The sequence below is a fragment of the Sphingomonas sp. S1-29 genome, assembly GCF_026167545.1.
Taxonomy (GTDB): Bacteria; Pseudomonadota; Alphaproteobacteria; order Sphingomonadales; family Sphingomonadaceae; genus Sphingomonas.
The window spans coordinates 2742109-2757775 of the sequence record NZ_CP110678.1 but is presented as its reverse complement, the minus strand read 5'-3'; the positions used below and the strand labels follow the sequence as shown (position 1 = coordinate 2757775).

At 67.3% G+C, this 15667-nt stretch carries 12 protein-coding genes; 5 read left to right on the top strand and 7 right to left on the bottom strand.

What is annotated here, in order from left to right; genetic code table 11:
* Positions 1 to 113: 113 nt before the first annotated feature.
* Positions 114 to 896 (bottom strand): sulfotransferase, encoded by a 783-nt coding sequence (locus tag OKW76_RS13150; protein ID WP_265549310.1) that lies wholly within the window; start codon positions 894 to 896, stop codon positions 114 to 116.
* 135 nt (positions 897 to 1031) lie between these two features.
* Here OKW76_RS13150 and OKW76_RS13145 point away from each other — a divergent pair, with 135 nt between their 5' ends.
* From OKW76_RS13145 to OKW76_RS13135, 3 genes are read left to right on the top strand one after another with little or no spacing between them, the layout of a single operon-like run.
* The gene (locus OKW76_RS13145) at positions 1032 to 3083 is read left to right on the top strand and encodes an HAD-IIB family hydrolase (RefSeq protein ID WP_265549309.1); all 2052 of its coding nucleotides are present in this window, start codon (positions 1032 to 1034) and stop codon (positions 3081 to 3083) included.
* On the top strand, positions 3080 to 4219 hold the full coding sequence (locus OKW76_RS13140; RefSeq protein ID WP_265549308.1) for a glycosyltransferase: 1140 nt from the start codon (positions 3080 to 3082) through the stop codon (positions 4217 to 4219). The genes OKW76_RS13145 and OKW76_RS13140 overlap by 4 nt, the downstream gene beginning before the upstream one ends.
* Complete coding sequence (locus OKW76_RS13135) at positions 4219 to 5127, top strand: galactosyltransferase-related protein (protein WP_265549307.1); 909 nt, start codon at positions 4219 to 4221, stop codon at positions 5125 to 5127. The genes OKW76_RS13140 and OKW76_RS13135 overlap by 1 nt, the downstream gene beginning before the upstream one ends.
* On the opposite strand, the gene OKW76_RS13130 is transcribed toward OKW76_RS13135, so the two are convergent.
* The gene (locus tag OKW76_RS13130; protein ID WP_265549306.1) at positions 5061 to 6182 is read right to left on the bottom strand and encodes a glycosyltransferase; all 1122 of its coding nucleotides are present in this window, start codon (positions 6180 to 6182) and stop codon (positions 5061 to 5063) included. The two genes, OKW76_RS13135 and OKW76_RS13130, sit on opposite strands and share 67 nt — an antisense overlap.
* A gap of 152 nt (positions 6183 to 6334) precedes the next feature.
* On the opposite strand from OKW76_RS13130, the gene OKW76_RS13125 reads away from it, so the two are divergent.
* Positions 6335 to 8473 (top strand): AsmA family protein, encoded by a 2139-nt coding sequence (locus OKW76_RS13125; protein WP_265549305.1) that lies wholly within the window; start codon positions 6335 to 6337, stop codon positions 8471 to 8473.
* A gap of 39 nt (positions 8474 to 8512) precedes the next feature.
* On the opposite strand, the gene OKW76_RS13120 is transcribed toward OKW76_RS13125, so the two are convergent.
* Both OKW76_RS13120 and OKW76_RS13115 read right to left on the bottom strand, forming a co-directional pair.
* On the bottom strand, positions 8513 to 8821 hold the full coding sequence (locus tag OKW76_RS13120; RefSeq protein WP_265549304.1) for a hypothetical protein: 309 nt from the start codon (positions 8819 to 8821) through the stop codon (positions 8513 to 8515).
* A 255-nt stretch (positions 8822 to 9076) separates the two neighbouring features.
* Positions 9077 to 11620 (bottom strand): glycoside hydrolase family 9 protein, encoded by a 2544-nt coding sequence (locus tag OKW76_RS13115; RefSeq protein ID WP_265549303.1) that lies wholly within the window; start codon positions 11618 to 11620, stop codon positions 9077 to 9079.
* A 206-nt stretch (positions 11621 to 11826) separates the two neighbouring features.
* Here OKW76_RS13115 and mgrA point away from each other — a divergent pair, with 206 nt between their 5' ends.
* Positions 11827 to 12903 carry an L-glyceraldehyde 3-phosphate reductase gene (gene mgrA / locus OKW76_RS13110; RefSeq protein WP_265549302.1) on the top strand — a complete coding sequence of 359 codons (1077 nt, stop codon included), beginning with the start codon at positions 11827 to 11829 and terminating at the stop codon, positions 12901 to 12903.
* Between the two features lie 48 nt (positions 12904 to 12951).
* Here the strand turns inward: mgrA and OKW76_RS13105 are convergent, their stop codons facing one another.
* The 3 genes from OKW76_RS13105 to OKW76_RS13095 form a co-directional block, all read right to left on the bottom strand.
* On the bottom strand, positions 12952 to 13695 hold the full coding sequence (locus tag OKW76_RS13105; protein WP_265549301.1) for a glutaredoxin: 744 nt from the start codon (positions 13693 to 13695) through the stop codon (positions 12952 to 12954).
* A complete protein-coding gene (locus tag OKW76_RS13100; protein WP_265549300.1) occupies positions 13692 to 13964 on the bottom strand; it encodes a metal-sensitive transcriptional regulator in 273 nt (90 codons plus the stop codon). The genes OKW76_RS13105 and OKW76_RS13100 overlap by 4 nt, the downstream gene beginning before the upstream one ends.
* A gap of 169 nt (positions 13965 to 14133) precedes the next feature.
* Positions 14134 to 15663 carry a DHA2 family efflux MFS transporter permease subunit gene (locus OKW76_RS13095; RefSeq protein ID WP_265549299.1) on the bottom strand — a complete coding sequence of 510 codons (1530 nt, stop codon included), beginning with the start codon at positions 15661 to 15663 and terminating at the stop codon, positions 14134 to 14136.
* Positions 15664 to 15667: the final 4 nt, after the last annotated feature.

Here is a 15667-nt window from a genome sequence, read left to right as displayed (position 1 = left end):
GGCATGTAGTGCTCCCGCATTCCCGGCCGACGGCGGCATGCCGACGCACCATGGTGCAGTGCAACATATAGGCGTTCGAAATGCCAAATGAAGGTGCCACAGCGCGGGCGTGGTCAATCGAGCCGGTCGATCCTTGAGCGAATTTCGCTCAAGCAATGGCGATGCATGGCAATTTCGGGCGCGGCTATCGCGGCGATATCGTCGCGATAGCCCAGCCGCCGCGCGACATCGGGCAGCGCGATGCGATCGCCGCCAGCATAGCCCGAATTGCGATCCTCGATCCCGCTCGCGTCGCCGATCGGACGGTCGATGAAGCCGCCGATCCGCGCCAGCGCGCGCGCCGGATCGGCCACCAGGTCCTCGTAGCGGACGATCAGGTAATTATGCAGATAGGGCAGGTCAGCGAGCAGCAATCGATGCGCCGCATCCCAATGCTCGACCAGCCGCGCCACCGGCGCCTCGCTCCATTTGCTCGTCGCGCGCGCCACCACCACCGGGTGGCGCACGACGAAGACGAACGACGCGGTCGGAAACAGCTGCTGGTACAGCCGCGATCGCAGCAGGTTCACGGGCGATTTCTCGACCCGAAGCGTCGCCTCGGGGGGATACCATCGGTCCCAGCTTGCGCTCAGCCGCGCTTCGACCTCTGCGCTGTTATACGCGCTCGCCTCGGTCAGATGCTGGTCGGGATCGAAGGCGAAGGCGCCGGGGATGCCGTGGCGCGCGGTGTGCGGGATCGCGCCCTGCAGATAGACCCCCTCCTGCTCGGGCACCGGCGCGCCGCCGATCGCGCCGACCCCCGGTGCCTTGGCGATCAGCGCGGCGACCATGCTGGTGCCGCTGCGGTGCAGACCGCCGACGAAAACATAGCGCGGAGCAGGGGAAAGGGCCGGCATCAGCGCAGGCGACCACGAAAATACACTGGAAAAACTCTCGCACTGATGTGGATCAAGCAACCGGAAGCAAAACAATGTGTTTGCTCTTTTGCCACCGACGCGCCGTGGCAGTCTCTATGCCAAAGGAAACCGAAAGTGCGAATAGTTTCGCTGGCGCTGGGGGGGTGCCTGAAAGCGCTGCCGGTCGAATTCGGCATCACCGAAGATACCGGGGGCCATATCGCCTATGCGCTCGGCGCGGCGATGGCGCTGGCTGCGCGCGCCGACGTGACTCACGTCGAGCTGGTGACGCGGATGATCGACGATACGGTGCTCGGCGCCGCCTATGCGCGCGAGCTCGAACCGGTCGGCGACAAGCTGGCGATCCGCCGAATCGACAGCGGCAACCGCGCCTATCTGAGCAAAGAGGCAAGCACCGCCGACCGCCCCGCCTTCACCCGCGCGCTGCTGGCGTGGTTCGAGACGCTCGATCACCGCCCCGACCTGCTCCACGCGCATTTCGCCGACGCCGCCGAGGTCGCGATGGCGGTGCGTGAGCGTTTCGGCATTCCCTTCATCTACACCGCGCATTCGCTCGGCATCGACAAGGCGCGCTGTGCCGCGCTGCCGTGCGGCGACATGGACCGGCGGATCGCGATGGAAACCCGCGCGGTCATCGGCGCCGACGCGATCATCGCCTCGTCGCGCGACGAGGCCGAGCGGCAATTGATGCTGTATGACGGCGCCGACGCAGCACGGATCCATTGCGTACCCCCAGGCGCCAGCATCGACGGCGGCACCGTCGCCGATCCCGATCGCGCACGCGCGCTGCTGGCGCCGTTCCTGCGCGATCCGTCGCTGCCGATGCTGCTCGCGATCGCGCGACCGGTCGCCAAGAAGAATCTCGAAGGGCTGGTCGATCTCTACGCCGCCGACCCCGATCTTCGCGCGCGCGCCAACCTGGTGATCGTCGCCGGCTTGCGCGACGCCCCCGACAGCGGCGAGGCCGAACAGCGCGAGGTGATCGCGGGGCTGCTCGACCGGATGGACCGGCACGACCTGTACGGGCGGCTGGCGCTGCCCAAGCGTCACGATCGCGCCGATGTCGCCGCGCTCTACGCGCTGGCGCGCGACACCGGCGGGGTGTTCGTCAACCCGGCCTGGACCGAACCCTATGGCCTGACGCTCACCGAAGCCGCAAGCCATGGCCTGCCCGTAGTCGCGACCTCGCATGGCGGTCCGTCGGACATCGTCGCCACGCTGGGGCATGGCGTCGTCGCCGATCCGCACGATCCGCCGGCCTTTGCAGGCGCGATCGCGTCGCTGCTCGATGACCGCGCGCGCTGGCAGGCGGCATCGGCGGCGGGGCGGCGCAATGCGCAGGCGATGACCTGGGACGCCTATGCCGCGCGCTTCGTCGATATCGCGCGCACGCTCCATGCTCCCGCGATCACCCCGGCGAGCCCCGAGCATCTGCTGTTGTCGGACATCGACAATACGCTGACGGGTTGCCGCGCCGGCGCCGCCGAATTGTGCGCAGTGCTCGCCGATCGCGGCGATGTCGGCTTCGGCGTCGCCACGGGGCGGTCGCTGCAGGAGGCGCAGCGGCTGCTGCACGACTGGGGCTATCCCGATCCGATGCTGCTGATCACCTCGGTCGGCTGCGAAATCTATTGGCGCCGCGGCGCGCGGCTGTTCGCCGATGCCGATTTCGCGCGCTGGATCGATCATGGCTGGGACCGCGGCGCGATCGCCGCGGTGGCGGCGACCCTCCCCGAGATGCGCTGGCAACCCGCGGTCGAACAACGGCGGCACAAATTGAGCTGGTTCGCCGAAGATCCCGCGACCCCGGTGCTGCTGGCCGATCGGCTGACGACGGCGGGGATCGCCGCGCGTGTCGTCTGGAGTCACGGCGACCTGCTCGACGTGCTGCCGGCGCGCGCGGGCAAGGGCGCGGCGATGCTGTGGGCCGCGAACCGCATGGGGCTGCCGATCGACTGCGTCCATGCCGCCGGCGACAGCGGCAACGACATTGACATGCTCGAACGCTGCCCCAATGCGATCATCGTCGCAAACCATGACGACCAGCTTGCGGCCTTGGCCGCCCGGCCCGGCATGTTCGTATCGAAGAGCCGTCACGCCGGCGGTATCGTCGAGGCACTCGAGCAGCGCGGTCTGACCGGCCAGCGCGGGCGCGAGGCTGCATGAGCGGCGCGATCGGCTATTTCGTCCACCACCAGGGACGCGGCCATGCCGAACGCGCTGCGGCGATCGTCAACGCGCTGCCCGCCGACCGTCCGGTGATGCTGTTCTCGGCACGCGACGACATCTTCCCGCCGCTCGCGGCGCATGTTGCGGTGACGCGTATCCCGTCGCTGTTCGAGGCGCCCGACGATGCGCCGGCTGCTCTGGCCGAAGCCGCCACGCCCGCGACGCTGCATTGCGCGCCGCTCGGCTGGGCCAGTATCACCCGGGCGGTGGCGACGATCGCCACCTGGTTTGCCGACGCCGGACCCGCCTTGTTCGTCACCGACGTCTCGGCCGAACTGGCGCAGCTTGCGCGGATCGCGTCGGTACCGTGCGTAGCCGTGCTCCAGCATGGCGACCGCAGCGATCCCGGCCACATGGCGGCGTATGAATCAGCGCTCGGCATCCTCGCGCCCTATCATCCGCTGCTCGAACAGCCCGGCCGCCCTGATTGGATGCGCGCCAAGATGCACCACGCCCCCGGCGTCGGCGTCCACCCCGCCGTGACCGACCGCGACGCCGCGCGCGCCGCGCTGAACCTGCCGCTCGACCGCGACATCGTGCTGGTGGTCGCGGGCGGCGGCGGCGACGGCACCCCCGCCACCCCGCTGACGCTGGGCGCGCGTGCGCAGCCCGATACGCTCTGGCTGACGATCGGCGCGGTCGCGCACGAATGGCACGCGACGGTGCCGGGGAACCTGCGCCATCTCGGCTGGGTGGACGATCCGGCAAGCTATATCGCCGCGGCCGACCGGGTGGTCTCGTCGGCGGGCAACACGACGGTCCACATGATCGCCGCCGCAGGGCGACCGTGGATCGTCGTGCCCGAATGGCGCTATTTCGACGAACAGCGCTGGAAAGCGCGGATGTTGGCGCAGGCGGGGGCGGCGGTGACGCTCGACCATTGGCCCTCGCATGTCGATGCCTGGCGCGACGCCTGGACGCGCGCCGCCGCGATCGACACCGCCAAGCAGCACATGCTGGTCGATCCGCACGCCGCGCAGGGCGTTGCCGACTGGTTCGAACGCCTCGCGGCATGGCAACGCCCAGCGCCCCGCGCAGCAGCCCCTAATCTCCTAGCAGAAATGATCAGTTGATGTTGTCGCTATGCACGCTGGGTCGGGGCCGCGCCGACCATCTGGTCAATCTGGTCCACGGCCTCAATCGGCAGGCGACGCCGCCCGCCGAACTGGTGATCGGGGTGATGCAGGAAACGCCCTATACGCTTCCCGCCACCGCTTTCCCGGCGCGGCAGATCATGATGGCGAGCGATACGCTGCCGCTCGCCGCCGCCCGCAACGCCGCCGCGCGCACCGCGACCGGCGACCGGATCGCCTTTCTCGACATCGATTGCATCCCCGATCCCGATTTCGTCGGCGACCATGCCGCGCGGCTCGGCGATCAGGACGCGCTGGTGATGGGCGAGATGCTTTACCTGCCCGCCGGTGCCACCGACGACGGCATCGACTATGCCCGCTTCGATCGCATCGCCGAACTGCACAGCGAACGCGCCGGCCCGCCCGAGGGATTGCTGGGGCCGTGCCGCGATTATCGCTGCTTCTGGTCGCTCAACTTCTCGATGCGGCGCGACCGTTTCCTGGCGCTTGGCGGATTCGACGAGAGTTTCGTCGGCTATGGCGGCGAGGATACCGATTTCGGGCGCTCGGTCGCCACCGCCGGGGTGCCGATCTTCTGGGCCCGCGGTGCGCGCGCCTATCACCAATATCACCCGCACCATATGCCGCCGGTGCATCATGTCGAGAGCGTCGTCGCCAATGCGCGGCGCTTCCACGACAAATGGGGCGAATGGACGATGCAGCATTGGCTGCGCGCCTTCGTGCTGATGGGGCTGATCGCGCGCCGCGGCGATGATTATGTCATGTTGCGCGCGCCCGACGAACGCGATTTCGCGCTCACCCGCCAGCAGGCCGACCGGCCTTATGCCAGTAGCGCGCGCGTCCTTTCGATGCTCGAGGCCGGCACCCCCGCCACCGCATCGGCATAGGCGGCGACATAGCGCCTCGCCATCGCATCGGCGGAAAACCGCGCCTCGACGCGCGCGCGGCAGGCTTCGCGCGAGATGGTGAGCGCCCCGGCGATCGCGGCGGGCAGCCCCGCTTCATCGGCGGCGAGCACCCCGCAATCGCCGATCACCTCGCCCAGCGCCCCGCGATCGAGCGCGGCGACCGGCACCCCGCACGCCATCGCCTCGGCAGCGACCAATCCGAAGGGTTCGTCCCACATCGGCGTGCACAGCATCACCGACGCCGCGCGCACCCGCTCGACCAGCTCGCCGCCCGACAAATGCCCGAGATAGCGGTGCCCCTCGCCCAATAGCGGCGACACCTCGGCGAAATAGTCGCTGCATTCGATCGGCCCGACCAGATCGAGCGCGATCCCGGCAGCGCTAGCGGCGCGCAGCGCGACGACGGTCCCCTTGTTAGGGGTGATCCGCCCGAACCAGATCGCCCGGCCATTGCCCGCCGCGCCGAACCGCCATTTGGCAAGGTCGATGCCGTTATGCGCGACGCGGATGCCCTCGTCATGCACCCCCGCCCAGGCCGGCAACTGCCCCGCCGACGGCACCGTCAACTGCAACCACGGCACCGGATTGCGCGCGATCGCCTGGCGCAGCATCGCGAAGGGGGGGACGTGGAGCGAGGTCAGCATCGGCACCCCGTCGCGCCGCGCCCAATCGTGCAGCGGCGCGAACAGGCTGTTGTTATGGACGATGTCGAACCCGCCACCGCGCACCGCCGCCCAGGCGCGCGCATAGGCATCGCTCAGCCAGCGATCGAGCCGATCGGTGCCGCGCCAATGCGCCCAGGGGAGCTCGGTCTCATAGGCGGTAGGCGCGATCGCATGCACCGGCAGGTCGGCGGCACTGTCACCGCTCGCGAACAGGGTCACGTCATGCCCCTGCGCCATCAGCGTCCGCACCAGCAGGTCGCAATGCGCCTCCATCCCGCCCATAAACGGTTCGGCGACGGCATGGCGCAGATGCGCGATCACCGCGATTTTCAGCGGACGGTCGGCGGATCGTGGCTGCAGGACGGACAAATCGGCATTTTCCCCAAAAACTTGCAACGTCGTTACGCTTGCGGCGTTCCACCCTTCACGAAAGATCGCGCGCGACAAAGGCAGCCGAACGCGGCCATGCTATGGCAAGGTTTGGCAGGGTAAGCCTGGGGTTTGATTGTAGGGCTGGTGACATGGTGCAGGGCGTAAGCAGTGAAGAGACGCAGGCACCGGTCCTGCCAGACCCCGTTACCGACACGCCCGACCCGGTCGAAGCCCGCGCCAAGCGCCGCCGTCTGCTCCGCATCCTGCGCAACATCGTCATCGGCGTCCTCGTCACGATCGCCGCGATCTGGCTGGTGCTGTTCATCACCAAGGGCCGCTTCCTCAAAGGACCGTTCGAGCGCACCGTCGGCGGGATGATCGAACGCCAGGTCAAGGTGGGCGGTGACTTCCAGCTCTATTTCGCCCCCTTCGACATCAAGTTCCTCGCCGAAGGGCTGACGGTGTCGAACCCCGAATGGACGACGCAGCGCCATTTGTTCGCCGCCAAGCGGATCGACACGCGGATCGCGCCGCTGTCGCTGTTGTTCGGCAAGCGCCGGATGCGCTGGCTCGACCTGACCGACGCCTCGCTCGATCTCGAATGGAATGCCGCGCGCACCGCCAACAGCTGGACCTTCGACAGCGACGGCGGTGGCGAGCCGTTCGAAATGCCGGTGATCGACCGCGCCAAGCTGGTATCGACCGCGCTGCGCTATCGCGATCCGCAGCTCGACCTGCTCGCCGATCTCGATTTCTCGTCGATTACCTCGCAGGACGCGCAGATCGGTGACGCGGTGCGCTTCACCGGCGACGGCCGCATCCGCAAGACGCCCTTCACGCTCACCGGCGCGCTGCTCACCCCCAACGCGACCGTCGCGCGCGGTAGCAACAAGCTGGTGATGCGCGCGCGCGCCGCGAACAACCGGATCGACATCGGCGGCACGCTGCCCAGCCTCGCCGATATCGAAGGCGTGCCGCTGGCGGTCGCCGCGCGCGGGCGAAACGCCGCCGAACTGCTCGGCATTCTCGGGATCATCGTCCCGCAAAGCCGCGCCTACCAGATGAAAGCGCAGCTGGTGAAGCGCGACAACCGCTATCGCTTCGACAAGATGACCGGGCGCTTCGGCGACAGCGACATCGCCGGCGCCTTCACCGTCCGCAACGGCGGCCCGCGCGTGCATATCGATGCCGATCTGGCGACGCGCACGCTCGACATCATCGATGTCGCGCCGTTCATCGGATATAATCCCGATCTGGTCGCCAAGAGCGGGTACGAAACCGCCGCGCGCGCCTCGGGCGCCGCCCCCGCGCGGTTGCTCCCCGACGCGACGCTGCGCGCCGAGGGGCTGCGCGCCTTCGATGCCGATGTCCGCTACAAGGTCGCGCGGCTGCGGTCGGACAGCGTTCCCGTCAGCGACGTCGCCGTTACCGTCGCGCTCGACGACGGGCTGCTGAAGCTCTCGCCCTTCAACTTCACGATGGCGCGCGGCGCGGTCAATTCGGACGTTCGGATCGATTGGCGCCGCCGCCCCGCGCGCACGACCTATGATTTCCGCCTCGGCGCGACGCCGATGGCGCAGTTGCTCGGCGGTTTCGGTGTTGCCGAGGCGGGCACCAACGGCACCGTGAAGGGCCGCCTCGAGCTGGTCGGCGACGGCGACACGCTGCATGATTCGCTCGCAACCTCACGCGGGCGGATCGCGTTCATCATCCCGCAGGGCACCTTTTCGACACGCAACGTTCAGCTCGCCGAGCTCGATTTCGGGGTGTTCGTCCAGAAGATGTTCGAGGATCGGCTGAAGGAGCCGGTGCAGATCAATTGCGGGCTGGTCGCCTTCACCGTGCGCCGCGGCGTCGCCGCCGCCGATCCGATCCTGATCGACACGCGCAAGAACGTGATCGTCGGCCGCGGCGGCTTCAGCTTCGCGACCGAGCAGATGGACCTCGCCTTCCGCGCCGACGGCAAGAAGTTCAGCCTGTTTTCGGCGCAATCGCCCGTCGGCATCGGCGGCTATTTCTCCGAACCCTCGCTCGACGTGGTCAGCCCCGAATTGCTCGGCCGCGCAGGGATCGGGCTCGGGCTTGCGGTGCTGGCGGCGCCGCCCGCCGCGCTACTGGCGTTCGTCGATGTCGGTGATGCGAGCTCGGCGGCGTGCGGCCCGGTGCTGTCGGGCGCCACCGCGACCCAACAGCGCACCCGCGACGGCAAGCCGCGCGACGATGTCGGGAAAGGCACCTCGGGCAAGGCGAAGGAAGAGGGCCGCAAGAAGTTCCTGGGGATCTTCTAGCGGTCAAGGACTGTCGCTCGATCCGTTCGCCCGCCCCTCTCAGCCCTCGGATACCGCTTCGGCATCGAACTCGGCAAAGGCGGCACGCACGATGTCAGCCTTGTCGCTGTCGTCGATATCGACCGAAACCTGGATGCGGCCATGCAACGCAGCATCGTCGCGGTGTTCGGGGGTCGGATCGGCAGCCTCGGTGTCCGATCCCGCGACTTCCTCGCCCGCGGTGTTTTCATCGCCCTCGGCAGCGACGAAGATATCGGTGCGCTCGAGCCCGTGTTCCTGCACCAGGCGCTCGATCGTCATTTCGGCTTCGCGGCGGGTGTCGAAGCTTGCGGTCAGGGTGATGGCCATAGCGGTTCCTTGAGTCATGCGATTGCAGGGGCGTGTCTGCCCTGAGGAACGGGGGATGGCCGCGGAAGTTGCGCAATTCGGCGCGGCGCCGATGATCCTGGGCAAATTCTTCGCCCATAGCCCCGGCGCGCGCGTCGCGCGTCGCTTTCTGCAATCAGATAATGGGGCAAAACGGCTTCGGGCCAAGCAAACGCTGGGCGCGCGCAGCCGGGCCATTTTGCCCCATGGGTGCAGCAGTTTATTCAGCCGCCGCGGTCACCCCGCGGGCTTTGCTCCTTGCTGCGTCAGCGCATGCGCCGCATGCACCAGCTGCAGATAGGCAGCACCGGTGTTCACGACATATTCGTTCTGCCCCCAGAAATAGGGCCAGTCTTCTTTGTTTTCGGGCAAGTCGGGCTTCACGATCAACACGCCCGGCACCACGCCGCCGGCGATGAAGCTCATATCGGCGCGGTTGTTGCCATAAGCGACTTCCTTCGATCGCGTGCCCACTCCCGATACGAACGAGATGTCCGATCCGGGATGGTTGCCGTGCAGATAGGCGAGCGCGCGGAACACCGCGTCGGCCTTGACGATTTCGGGGAAGGCGCGGTGGAGCAGGAAGGTGGTGTTGCCGTAATCGAGCACCGCGCCATTGCCCGCCCAGCCGCCGGTGGTGATCGGCACGCCATAGGGGTTGGCGGCGGCGATCACCTCGCTTTGCTTCGCCCAGCCGCGCACCGCCTGCTCGACGCCCGCGCGATAGCTTGCGGGCATGAACGGCAGCGCGCGCACCGCGACATCGGCGTCGCGCGCGAAATTGGGCGCGATCGCCGGCCATTCGCGCGCCACCGCCTCGGCATAGACGGGCTTGCGCGTCGCCTGCAGCAGCTCGACCGCGGCAGCAAAACGTTCGGATTCGAGCGGCCCGCCGGTGGTGTTGCCGTGGCTGAAGGTATCGGGCGCCTGCGCCTGTTCCTTGGCGAATATCCGCTCTGCGGTTTCGAGGCTGCGTGCGGCGAGATCGTCGTCGAAGCCCTTGAGCGCGCGCGCCGTCGCCGCGAGCGCCGCGATCGACCCATAGTTCAGCGCCGATGATTTGCTGGTGAACGCCCAGCGATCATCGGGGGTGCCGCTGCGGCCGTTCTTCACCTCGCCGGGCTTCAGCCGCCAGTCATGGATCAGCCCGTCGGTCTTGGTCACCGCGTCTCCCAGATGGGTATATTGCGCGACATCGGGCTCGACGATGCCGTGGATCGCATGCCCCACCGCGTCGAACTGCGCGATCAGCTGGAGCGAGCCGTGGCGGATCTGCTGGAGCAGATCGGGCTTGCCGTCGGGCACATGGATTTCGACGTGGCGGCGTTCCTGGTCGATCGAAGTGGTGTCGCGCGTCGGGCGGAAATCCTCCCAGCTCTGCACCATCTGCCGGATGACGGCATATTGCGTCTGGGTGCGGATGTCGAAATCGCCGGCGTCGAGCCAGCCGCCGACGTTTAGCCCGGGGATATGCTCGCCGGGCTTGAACTTGGTGTCGGTGGTCGGCCCCTGGCGATACAGGTCGATATGCTCGTGATTGACGGGCGCCTGCAGCGCATCGTCGCGATGCGGGTCGCCGTGCCAGACGCGATAGGCTTCGTTGACGAACATATGGTCCATCGCGACGGGGAAATAGACGTCGAGCGTCGGATGCCAGGCGCTGGCATACAGGTCGTCGGCGATGCGGAACGGCGCGGTGCGCGTCTTGCCGGTTTCGAGGACATAGACGCCCGGCGTGCGGACGCTGCTGAAATCGAACTTGGTGTAGCGATAGCGAAGATAGTCGCCCCAGGGCTTGCCGGCGCCCTGCAGCGCGACGGTCTCGTGGCCATCCTCGCCAACGCGCAGCAAGCGCACCGCGCCGGCGCTGCGATCGTTCGCGTCGCGCTCGACCGTAGCGATCTTGGTCTCGCCGGGGGCATAGCCCAATTGCGAATGGCCGATCACCGGCGCGCGCAGCCAGCCGGGCACGCTGTTGGCGTCGAGCGTCCAGGTCATCACCGTGCCGGTCTTGCCCGCGGGCAGCAGCGAGCGCAGCACGAACCAGCCATTCTGCGCCTGGTTGCGCCCGTCATACAGCGAAACCGGCACGTCCGAGGTCACGCTGACGCGGCGACCGGGGTTTGAGGGGGCCAGCACGAAGCGCTTGCCCATCGCCATCGCCACCGGCTCGGCGCCGGGGCCGTCGGCACGCCCGCTCGCGGCGTTGCGCTCGGGGGTGAGCGTCATCTCGCTCGCCGGATAGAGCGGAAAGCCACCGGGCTTGCCGTCGACGAGGAACGCCTCGTGGTAATAGGCCGAAGGCTGGAATTCGAGGTTGAACCCCGCGCGGCCCGCCAGCGCCGCGGGCAGCGCCTGCGGCAGGCTGACCGTCACCTGCAATCCGCCGGCCTTGGGCTCGGAGCGGATCAGGTAGCGAAAATCATGGTCGGGATATTCGAGCTCGGCCTCGATCACCCCGGTCTTGGCATCGACGCGCCGTTCGACCAGCCGCCCGATCGCGTCCCATTGGCCGGGGGTCGAGGACAGCCGGACATCGCCATTGGTGGCGATCCGCTCGCCCTGCTGGATCAGCTCGACGCCGCTGATCTTGGCATCGGCGAACAGCCCGTCATACCAGTTGCTGAACACCAGCCAGTCGACGCCGGGCGCGCGATAGATTTCGCCCTCGCCCAATTGCAACGGCGCGGTGCGGTCCTGCGCCGCCAGCGGCTGCGCGATCGCAGCGGTTGCGCAGGCGGCGAGCGCGAGTGCCCGTACGGTCCAGCATGCTTTCATCATCCACTCCCTCTTATTGTTTGCGCTAACATTCACGGGCGAAGAGGCAAAGGCAACCCCCGATCGACACGGCAATGCGGCCGGACGATCCTCGGGCGCAGCGTAGGCTGCGGAGCAAAGGGCAAGCGAAACTACTGGCTATGGGTAGCGTTCATCGAACAACCGGCGGTAGGACACGCCAACCTTCTGCCCAACAAGGATGCTGCCCTATGCCGTTCCCCGCCCCCTATGCCGCTGACCCTGCTCGTTATGATGCCGGCATGCCCTATCGCCGCACCGGCCGCAGCGGGCTGAAATTACCCGCGATCAGCCTGGGGCTGTGGCAGAATTTTGGCGGCACCGACGTCTTCGAAACCGGGCGCGCGATCCTGCGCCGCGCCTTCGATCGCGGCGTCACCCATTTCGATCTCGCGAACAATTACGGCCCGCCTTACGGATCGGCCGAGGAGAATTTCGGTCGCGTGCTCGCGACCGACTTCGCCGCGCACCGCGACGAGCTGATCATCTCGACCAAGGCGGGGTGGGACATGTGGCCCGGCCCCTATGGCGATATCGGGTCGTCGAAGAAATACCTCATCGCCAGCTGCGACCAGAGCCTGAAGCGGATGGGGCTCGACTATGTCGACATCTTCTATTCGCACCGCGTCGATCCGACGACCCCGCTCGAGGAGACGATGGGCGCACTCGTCCAGCTGCACCGCCAGGGCAAGGCGCTGTATGTCGGCATTTCGTCGTACGAGCCCGGCCTCGCGCGCCAGGCCGCGGCGATCCTCGCCGAGGAGCGGGTGCCGTTGTTCATCCACCAGCCGAGCTATTCGATCCTCAACCGCTGGATCGAACGCGAACTGCTCGACACGCTCGAGGCGCTGGGCACCGGCTGCATCGCCTTCTCGCCGCTCGCGCAGGGGATGCTCACCAACAAATATCTGCAGGGCGTGCCCGAGGGCGCACGCGCCAGCCGCGGCGGATCGCTGTCGCAGGGGATGCTGACCGAGCAGAATCTGTCGGCGATCCGCAGCCTCGACGCGATCGCCAGGGCACGCGGCCAGACGCTCGCGCAGATGGCGATCGCCTGGGTGCTGCGCGATCCGCGGGTGACCTCGGCGCTGATCGGCGCGCGTACGGTCGAACAGCTCGACGACGCGCTCGACGCGGTCAAGCGGCTCGACTTCGCGGGCGAAGAGCTGAGCGCGATCGATGCCGCGGCCAAGGATGGCGGGATCAACATCTGGTCCGGTTCGTCGGACATCACCGCGATGCCCGCCGCACAGGGCGTCCCCGCCTGATCCGGGGGCGGCGAGCGGGACACCCCCGCTCGCCTTGCCCCGCAGCGATCACATGGGGTGGAGCAGCATCCAGATCGCCATCGCCACCATCATCACATTTTCGGTCAGCGACACGAAGCCCAGCGGCACCTTCGAACTGCCGCCGACGCACGCGCATTTGATGTCGCGCTTCTCGACATAGACCGCGTAGAACACCGACACCGCACCGACGCTGCCGATGAACAACGCCACCGGGATCGACACCCAGTCGAGCGCGCGGCCGAGCATCAGCACGCCTGCCAATCCCTCGGCAAAGGGATAGAGATAGGCATAGGGCAACCATCGCTTCGCCAGCAGGTCATAGCCCAGGAACATCGTCGCGAAGCGATCGACATCCTGCAGCTTCTGGATCGCCAGGATGCACATCGCCAGCGCAATGAACCATTCGCCGGTGCGAACCGTCAGCAGCATGCCAGTCGACGCCCAGCTTCCCGCGATCGCCATCAGCGCCGCCATCGCGAAGATCGCGATCACCGGGGTGTAGCTGGTAGCGTCGGGATCGGGCACCGATTTACCCAGGAACCGGCGCAGATCGTCATGGCCGCCGATCCGCCTGCCCGCGACAAACGTCTGCGGCGTGGTCTTCACGCCATGTTCCTGCTTGAACGCATCGGTCTGCTCGCGCGTCGTGAGCCATTGGTCGTCGACCGCGTACCCGGCGCGCTCGAGCAGGTATTTGCTCTTGATGCCATAGGGACAGACATGTTGGTCGGTCACCATGCGATACAGCGTGGCGGTCTTGGCGGCGGTCATCGCTTCACCCTCTCGAACAGGTCGATCAATTCGTTGAACTTCGCGTGCTGGTCGTCGACGTCGCCCGACGCGATCGCTGCGGTGACGCAGCTCGCTGCGTGATCCTTCAGAATCTGGCTCTCGACCTTCGCGAGCGCCGATTTCACTGCCTGGAGCTGGTGAAGGATGTCGATGCAATAGCGTTCGTCGGCGACCATTTGCGCGATCCCACGCACCTGGCCTTCGACCCGTCGCAGCCGGTTGATCGTCCCGATGTTGGCGTTCGTCAAAGCTCTACTCCCCAATACCCTATGGGGGTATATATGGGAGCTATGCAAAGCGCTTCAACTGCCCCGACGTTCGGCGGCCGTGATCGAGCTTTCCAGCGCCGTGCGGAAACCGGCCTGCCTGCGCGCTGGCGCCGCCACTCCAATCCGCACCTGCCCCGATGTCAGCCCCTCAATGCGCTGCCGAGGGATCCACCGGTCGCGCCGGGCGCGGTGCGAGCCAGATGATCGCTGCCGAGACGAAGAAGATCAGCGCCGCCAGCGCGAACAGATGGTTGGTCGCCAGCGCAAAGCTCTCCTGGTCGACCAGCCGCTCGATCAGCCCGCGCCCCTGCTCGGCGGTCATCCCGTGCTGCACCGCGCTCGCGATCACCTGGTCGCCATTGTTGAGGACGTTGGTTAGTTCGGCGCGGTTCTGCTGCGCGCCGTTCAGCCACAAGGTGCTGCCGATCGAGGTGCCGATCGCCGCCGCCAGCGTGCGCAGGAAGCTCATCACCCCCGCCGCCGACGCGGTCTCGTCGGGGTTCACCGCGCCCAGCGCGATGATCGTCAGCGGGATGAAGAAGAACGGCATGCCTATCCCCTGCACCAGCTGCGGCAAGGCCAGGATCCAGAAATCGGCGCTGCTGAACCAGAAGGTCCGCAGGATCGAGGTCAGCCCCAGCCAGAAGATGCCGAAACACACCAGCGCGCGCGGATCGACCTTGTTGCTCAGCTTGGCGACGATCGGCGAGAAGACGATCGCCAGCACCCCGTTGAACGCGGTGATGTGCCCCGCATCGGTGGCGGTATAGCCCATCGTTGATTGCAACCATTGCGGGATGATCACGACCGAGGCGAAGAAGGTGCCGAAGCTGAAGGCGAGCGCGGTCACCGCGACGCTGAACCCGCGATGCCGGAACACGCGCAGGTCGACGATCGGATTGCCTGCGGTCAGCTCCCAGATCAGGAAGGTGACGAAGCCGATCGCGGCGATGACCGCGCACCCGACGATGAAGCTCGACCCCAGCCAGTCATGCTCGCGCCCCAGGTCGAGCATCAGCTGCAGCGCGGCGATCCACACGATCATCAGCACCAGCCCGGTCTTGTCGATCGGCACGATCTCGGTCTTGGTCTCCGATTGGCGCAGCAGCACGAACACCCCGACGATGCAGAAGATCGCGATCGGCAGGTTGATGTAGAAGATCCACGGCCACGACCAGCTGTCGCTGATCGTCCCGCCCAGGATCGGCCCCAGGATCGGCGCGGTCACCGTCGTCATCGCCCACACGCCCATCGCCGCGGCGCGCTGCTTGGGGGGAAAGATCATGATCAGCAGCGTCTGCGTCAGCGGCATCAGCGGCCCGCCGCAGAACCCCTGACCGATGCGGAACGCGACCATGCCCGTCAGCGACGATGCAAGCCCGCACAGCGCCGAGAACACGGCAAAGCCGATCATCGCCGCCAGGAACAATTTGATCGTGCCGAAGCGCCGCACCAGCCAGCCGGTCAACGGCACGCAGATCGCCTCGGCCACCGAATAGGAGGTGACCACCCACGTCCCCTGCGTCGGCGACACGCCGAGCCCGCCCGAGATGTGCGGCACCGACACGTTGGCGATCGTCGTGTCGAGCACGACCATGAAGTTGGTCAGCGCCAGCACGAAGCCAGCGAGCAACAGGCGCGTGCCGGTGAGCGGCGGCGCCGACTGGTCTTGCGCCATCTAT

Bases quoted from the DNA above. Each gene is read 5' to 3' on its own strand.
- OKW76_RS13150 (WP_265549310.1), bottom strand. From the start codon at position 896: ATGCCGGCCCTTTCCCCTGCTCCGCGCTATGTTTTCGTCGGCGGTCTG.
- OKW76_RS13140 (WP_265549308.1), top strand. From the start codon at position 3,080: ATGAGCGGCGCGATCGGCTATTTCGTCCACCACCAGGGACGCGGCCAT.
- OKW76_RS13135 (WP_265549307.1), top strand. From the start codon at position 4,219: ATGTTGTCGCTATGCACGCTGGGTCGGGGCCGCGCCGACCATCTGGTC.
- OKW76_RS13125 (WP_265549305.1), top strand. From the start codon at position 6,335: ATGGTGCAGGGCGTAAGCAGTGAAGAGACGCAGGCACCGGTCCTGCCA.
- OKW76_RS13120 (WP_265549304.1), bottom strand. From the start codon at position 8,821: ATGGCCATCACCCTGACCGCAAGCTTCGACACCCGCCGCGAAGCCGAA.
- OKW76_RS13115 (WP_265549303.1), bottom strand. From the start codon at position 11,620: ATGATGAAAGCATGCTGGACCGTACGGGCACTCGCGCTCGCCGCCTGC.
- mgrA (WP_265549302.1), top strand. From the start codon at position 11,827: ATGCCGTTCCCCGCCCCCTATGCCGCTGACCCTGCTCGTTATGATGCC.
- OKW76_RS13105 (WP_265549301.1), bottom strand. From the start codon at position 13,695: ATGACCGCCGCCAAGACCGCCACGCTGTATCGCATGGTGACCGACCAA.
- OKW76_RS13095 (WP_265549299.1), bottom strand. From the start codon at position 15,663: ATGGCGCAAGACCAGTCGGCGCCGCCGCTCACCGGCACGCGCCTGTTG.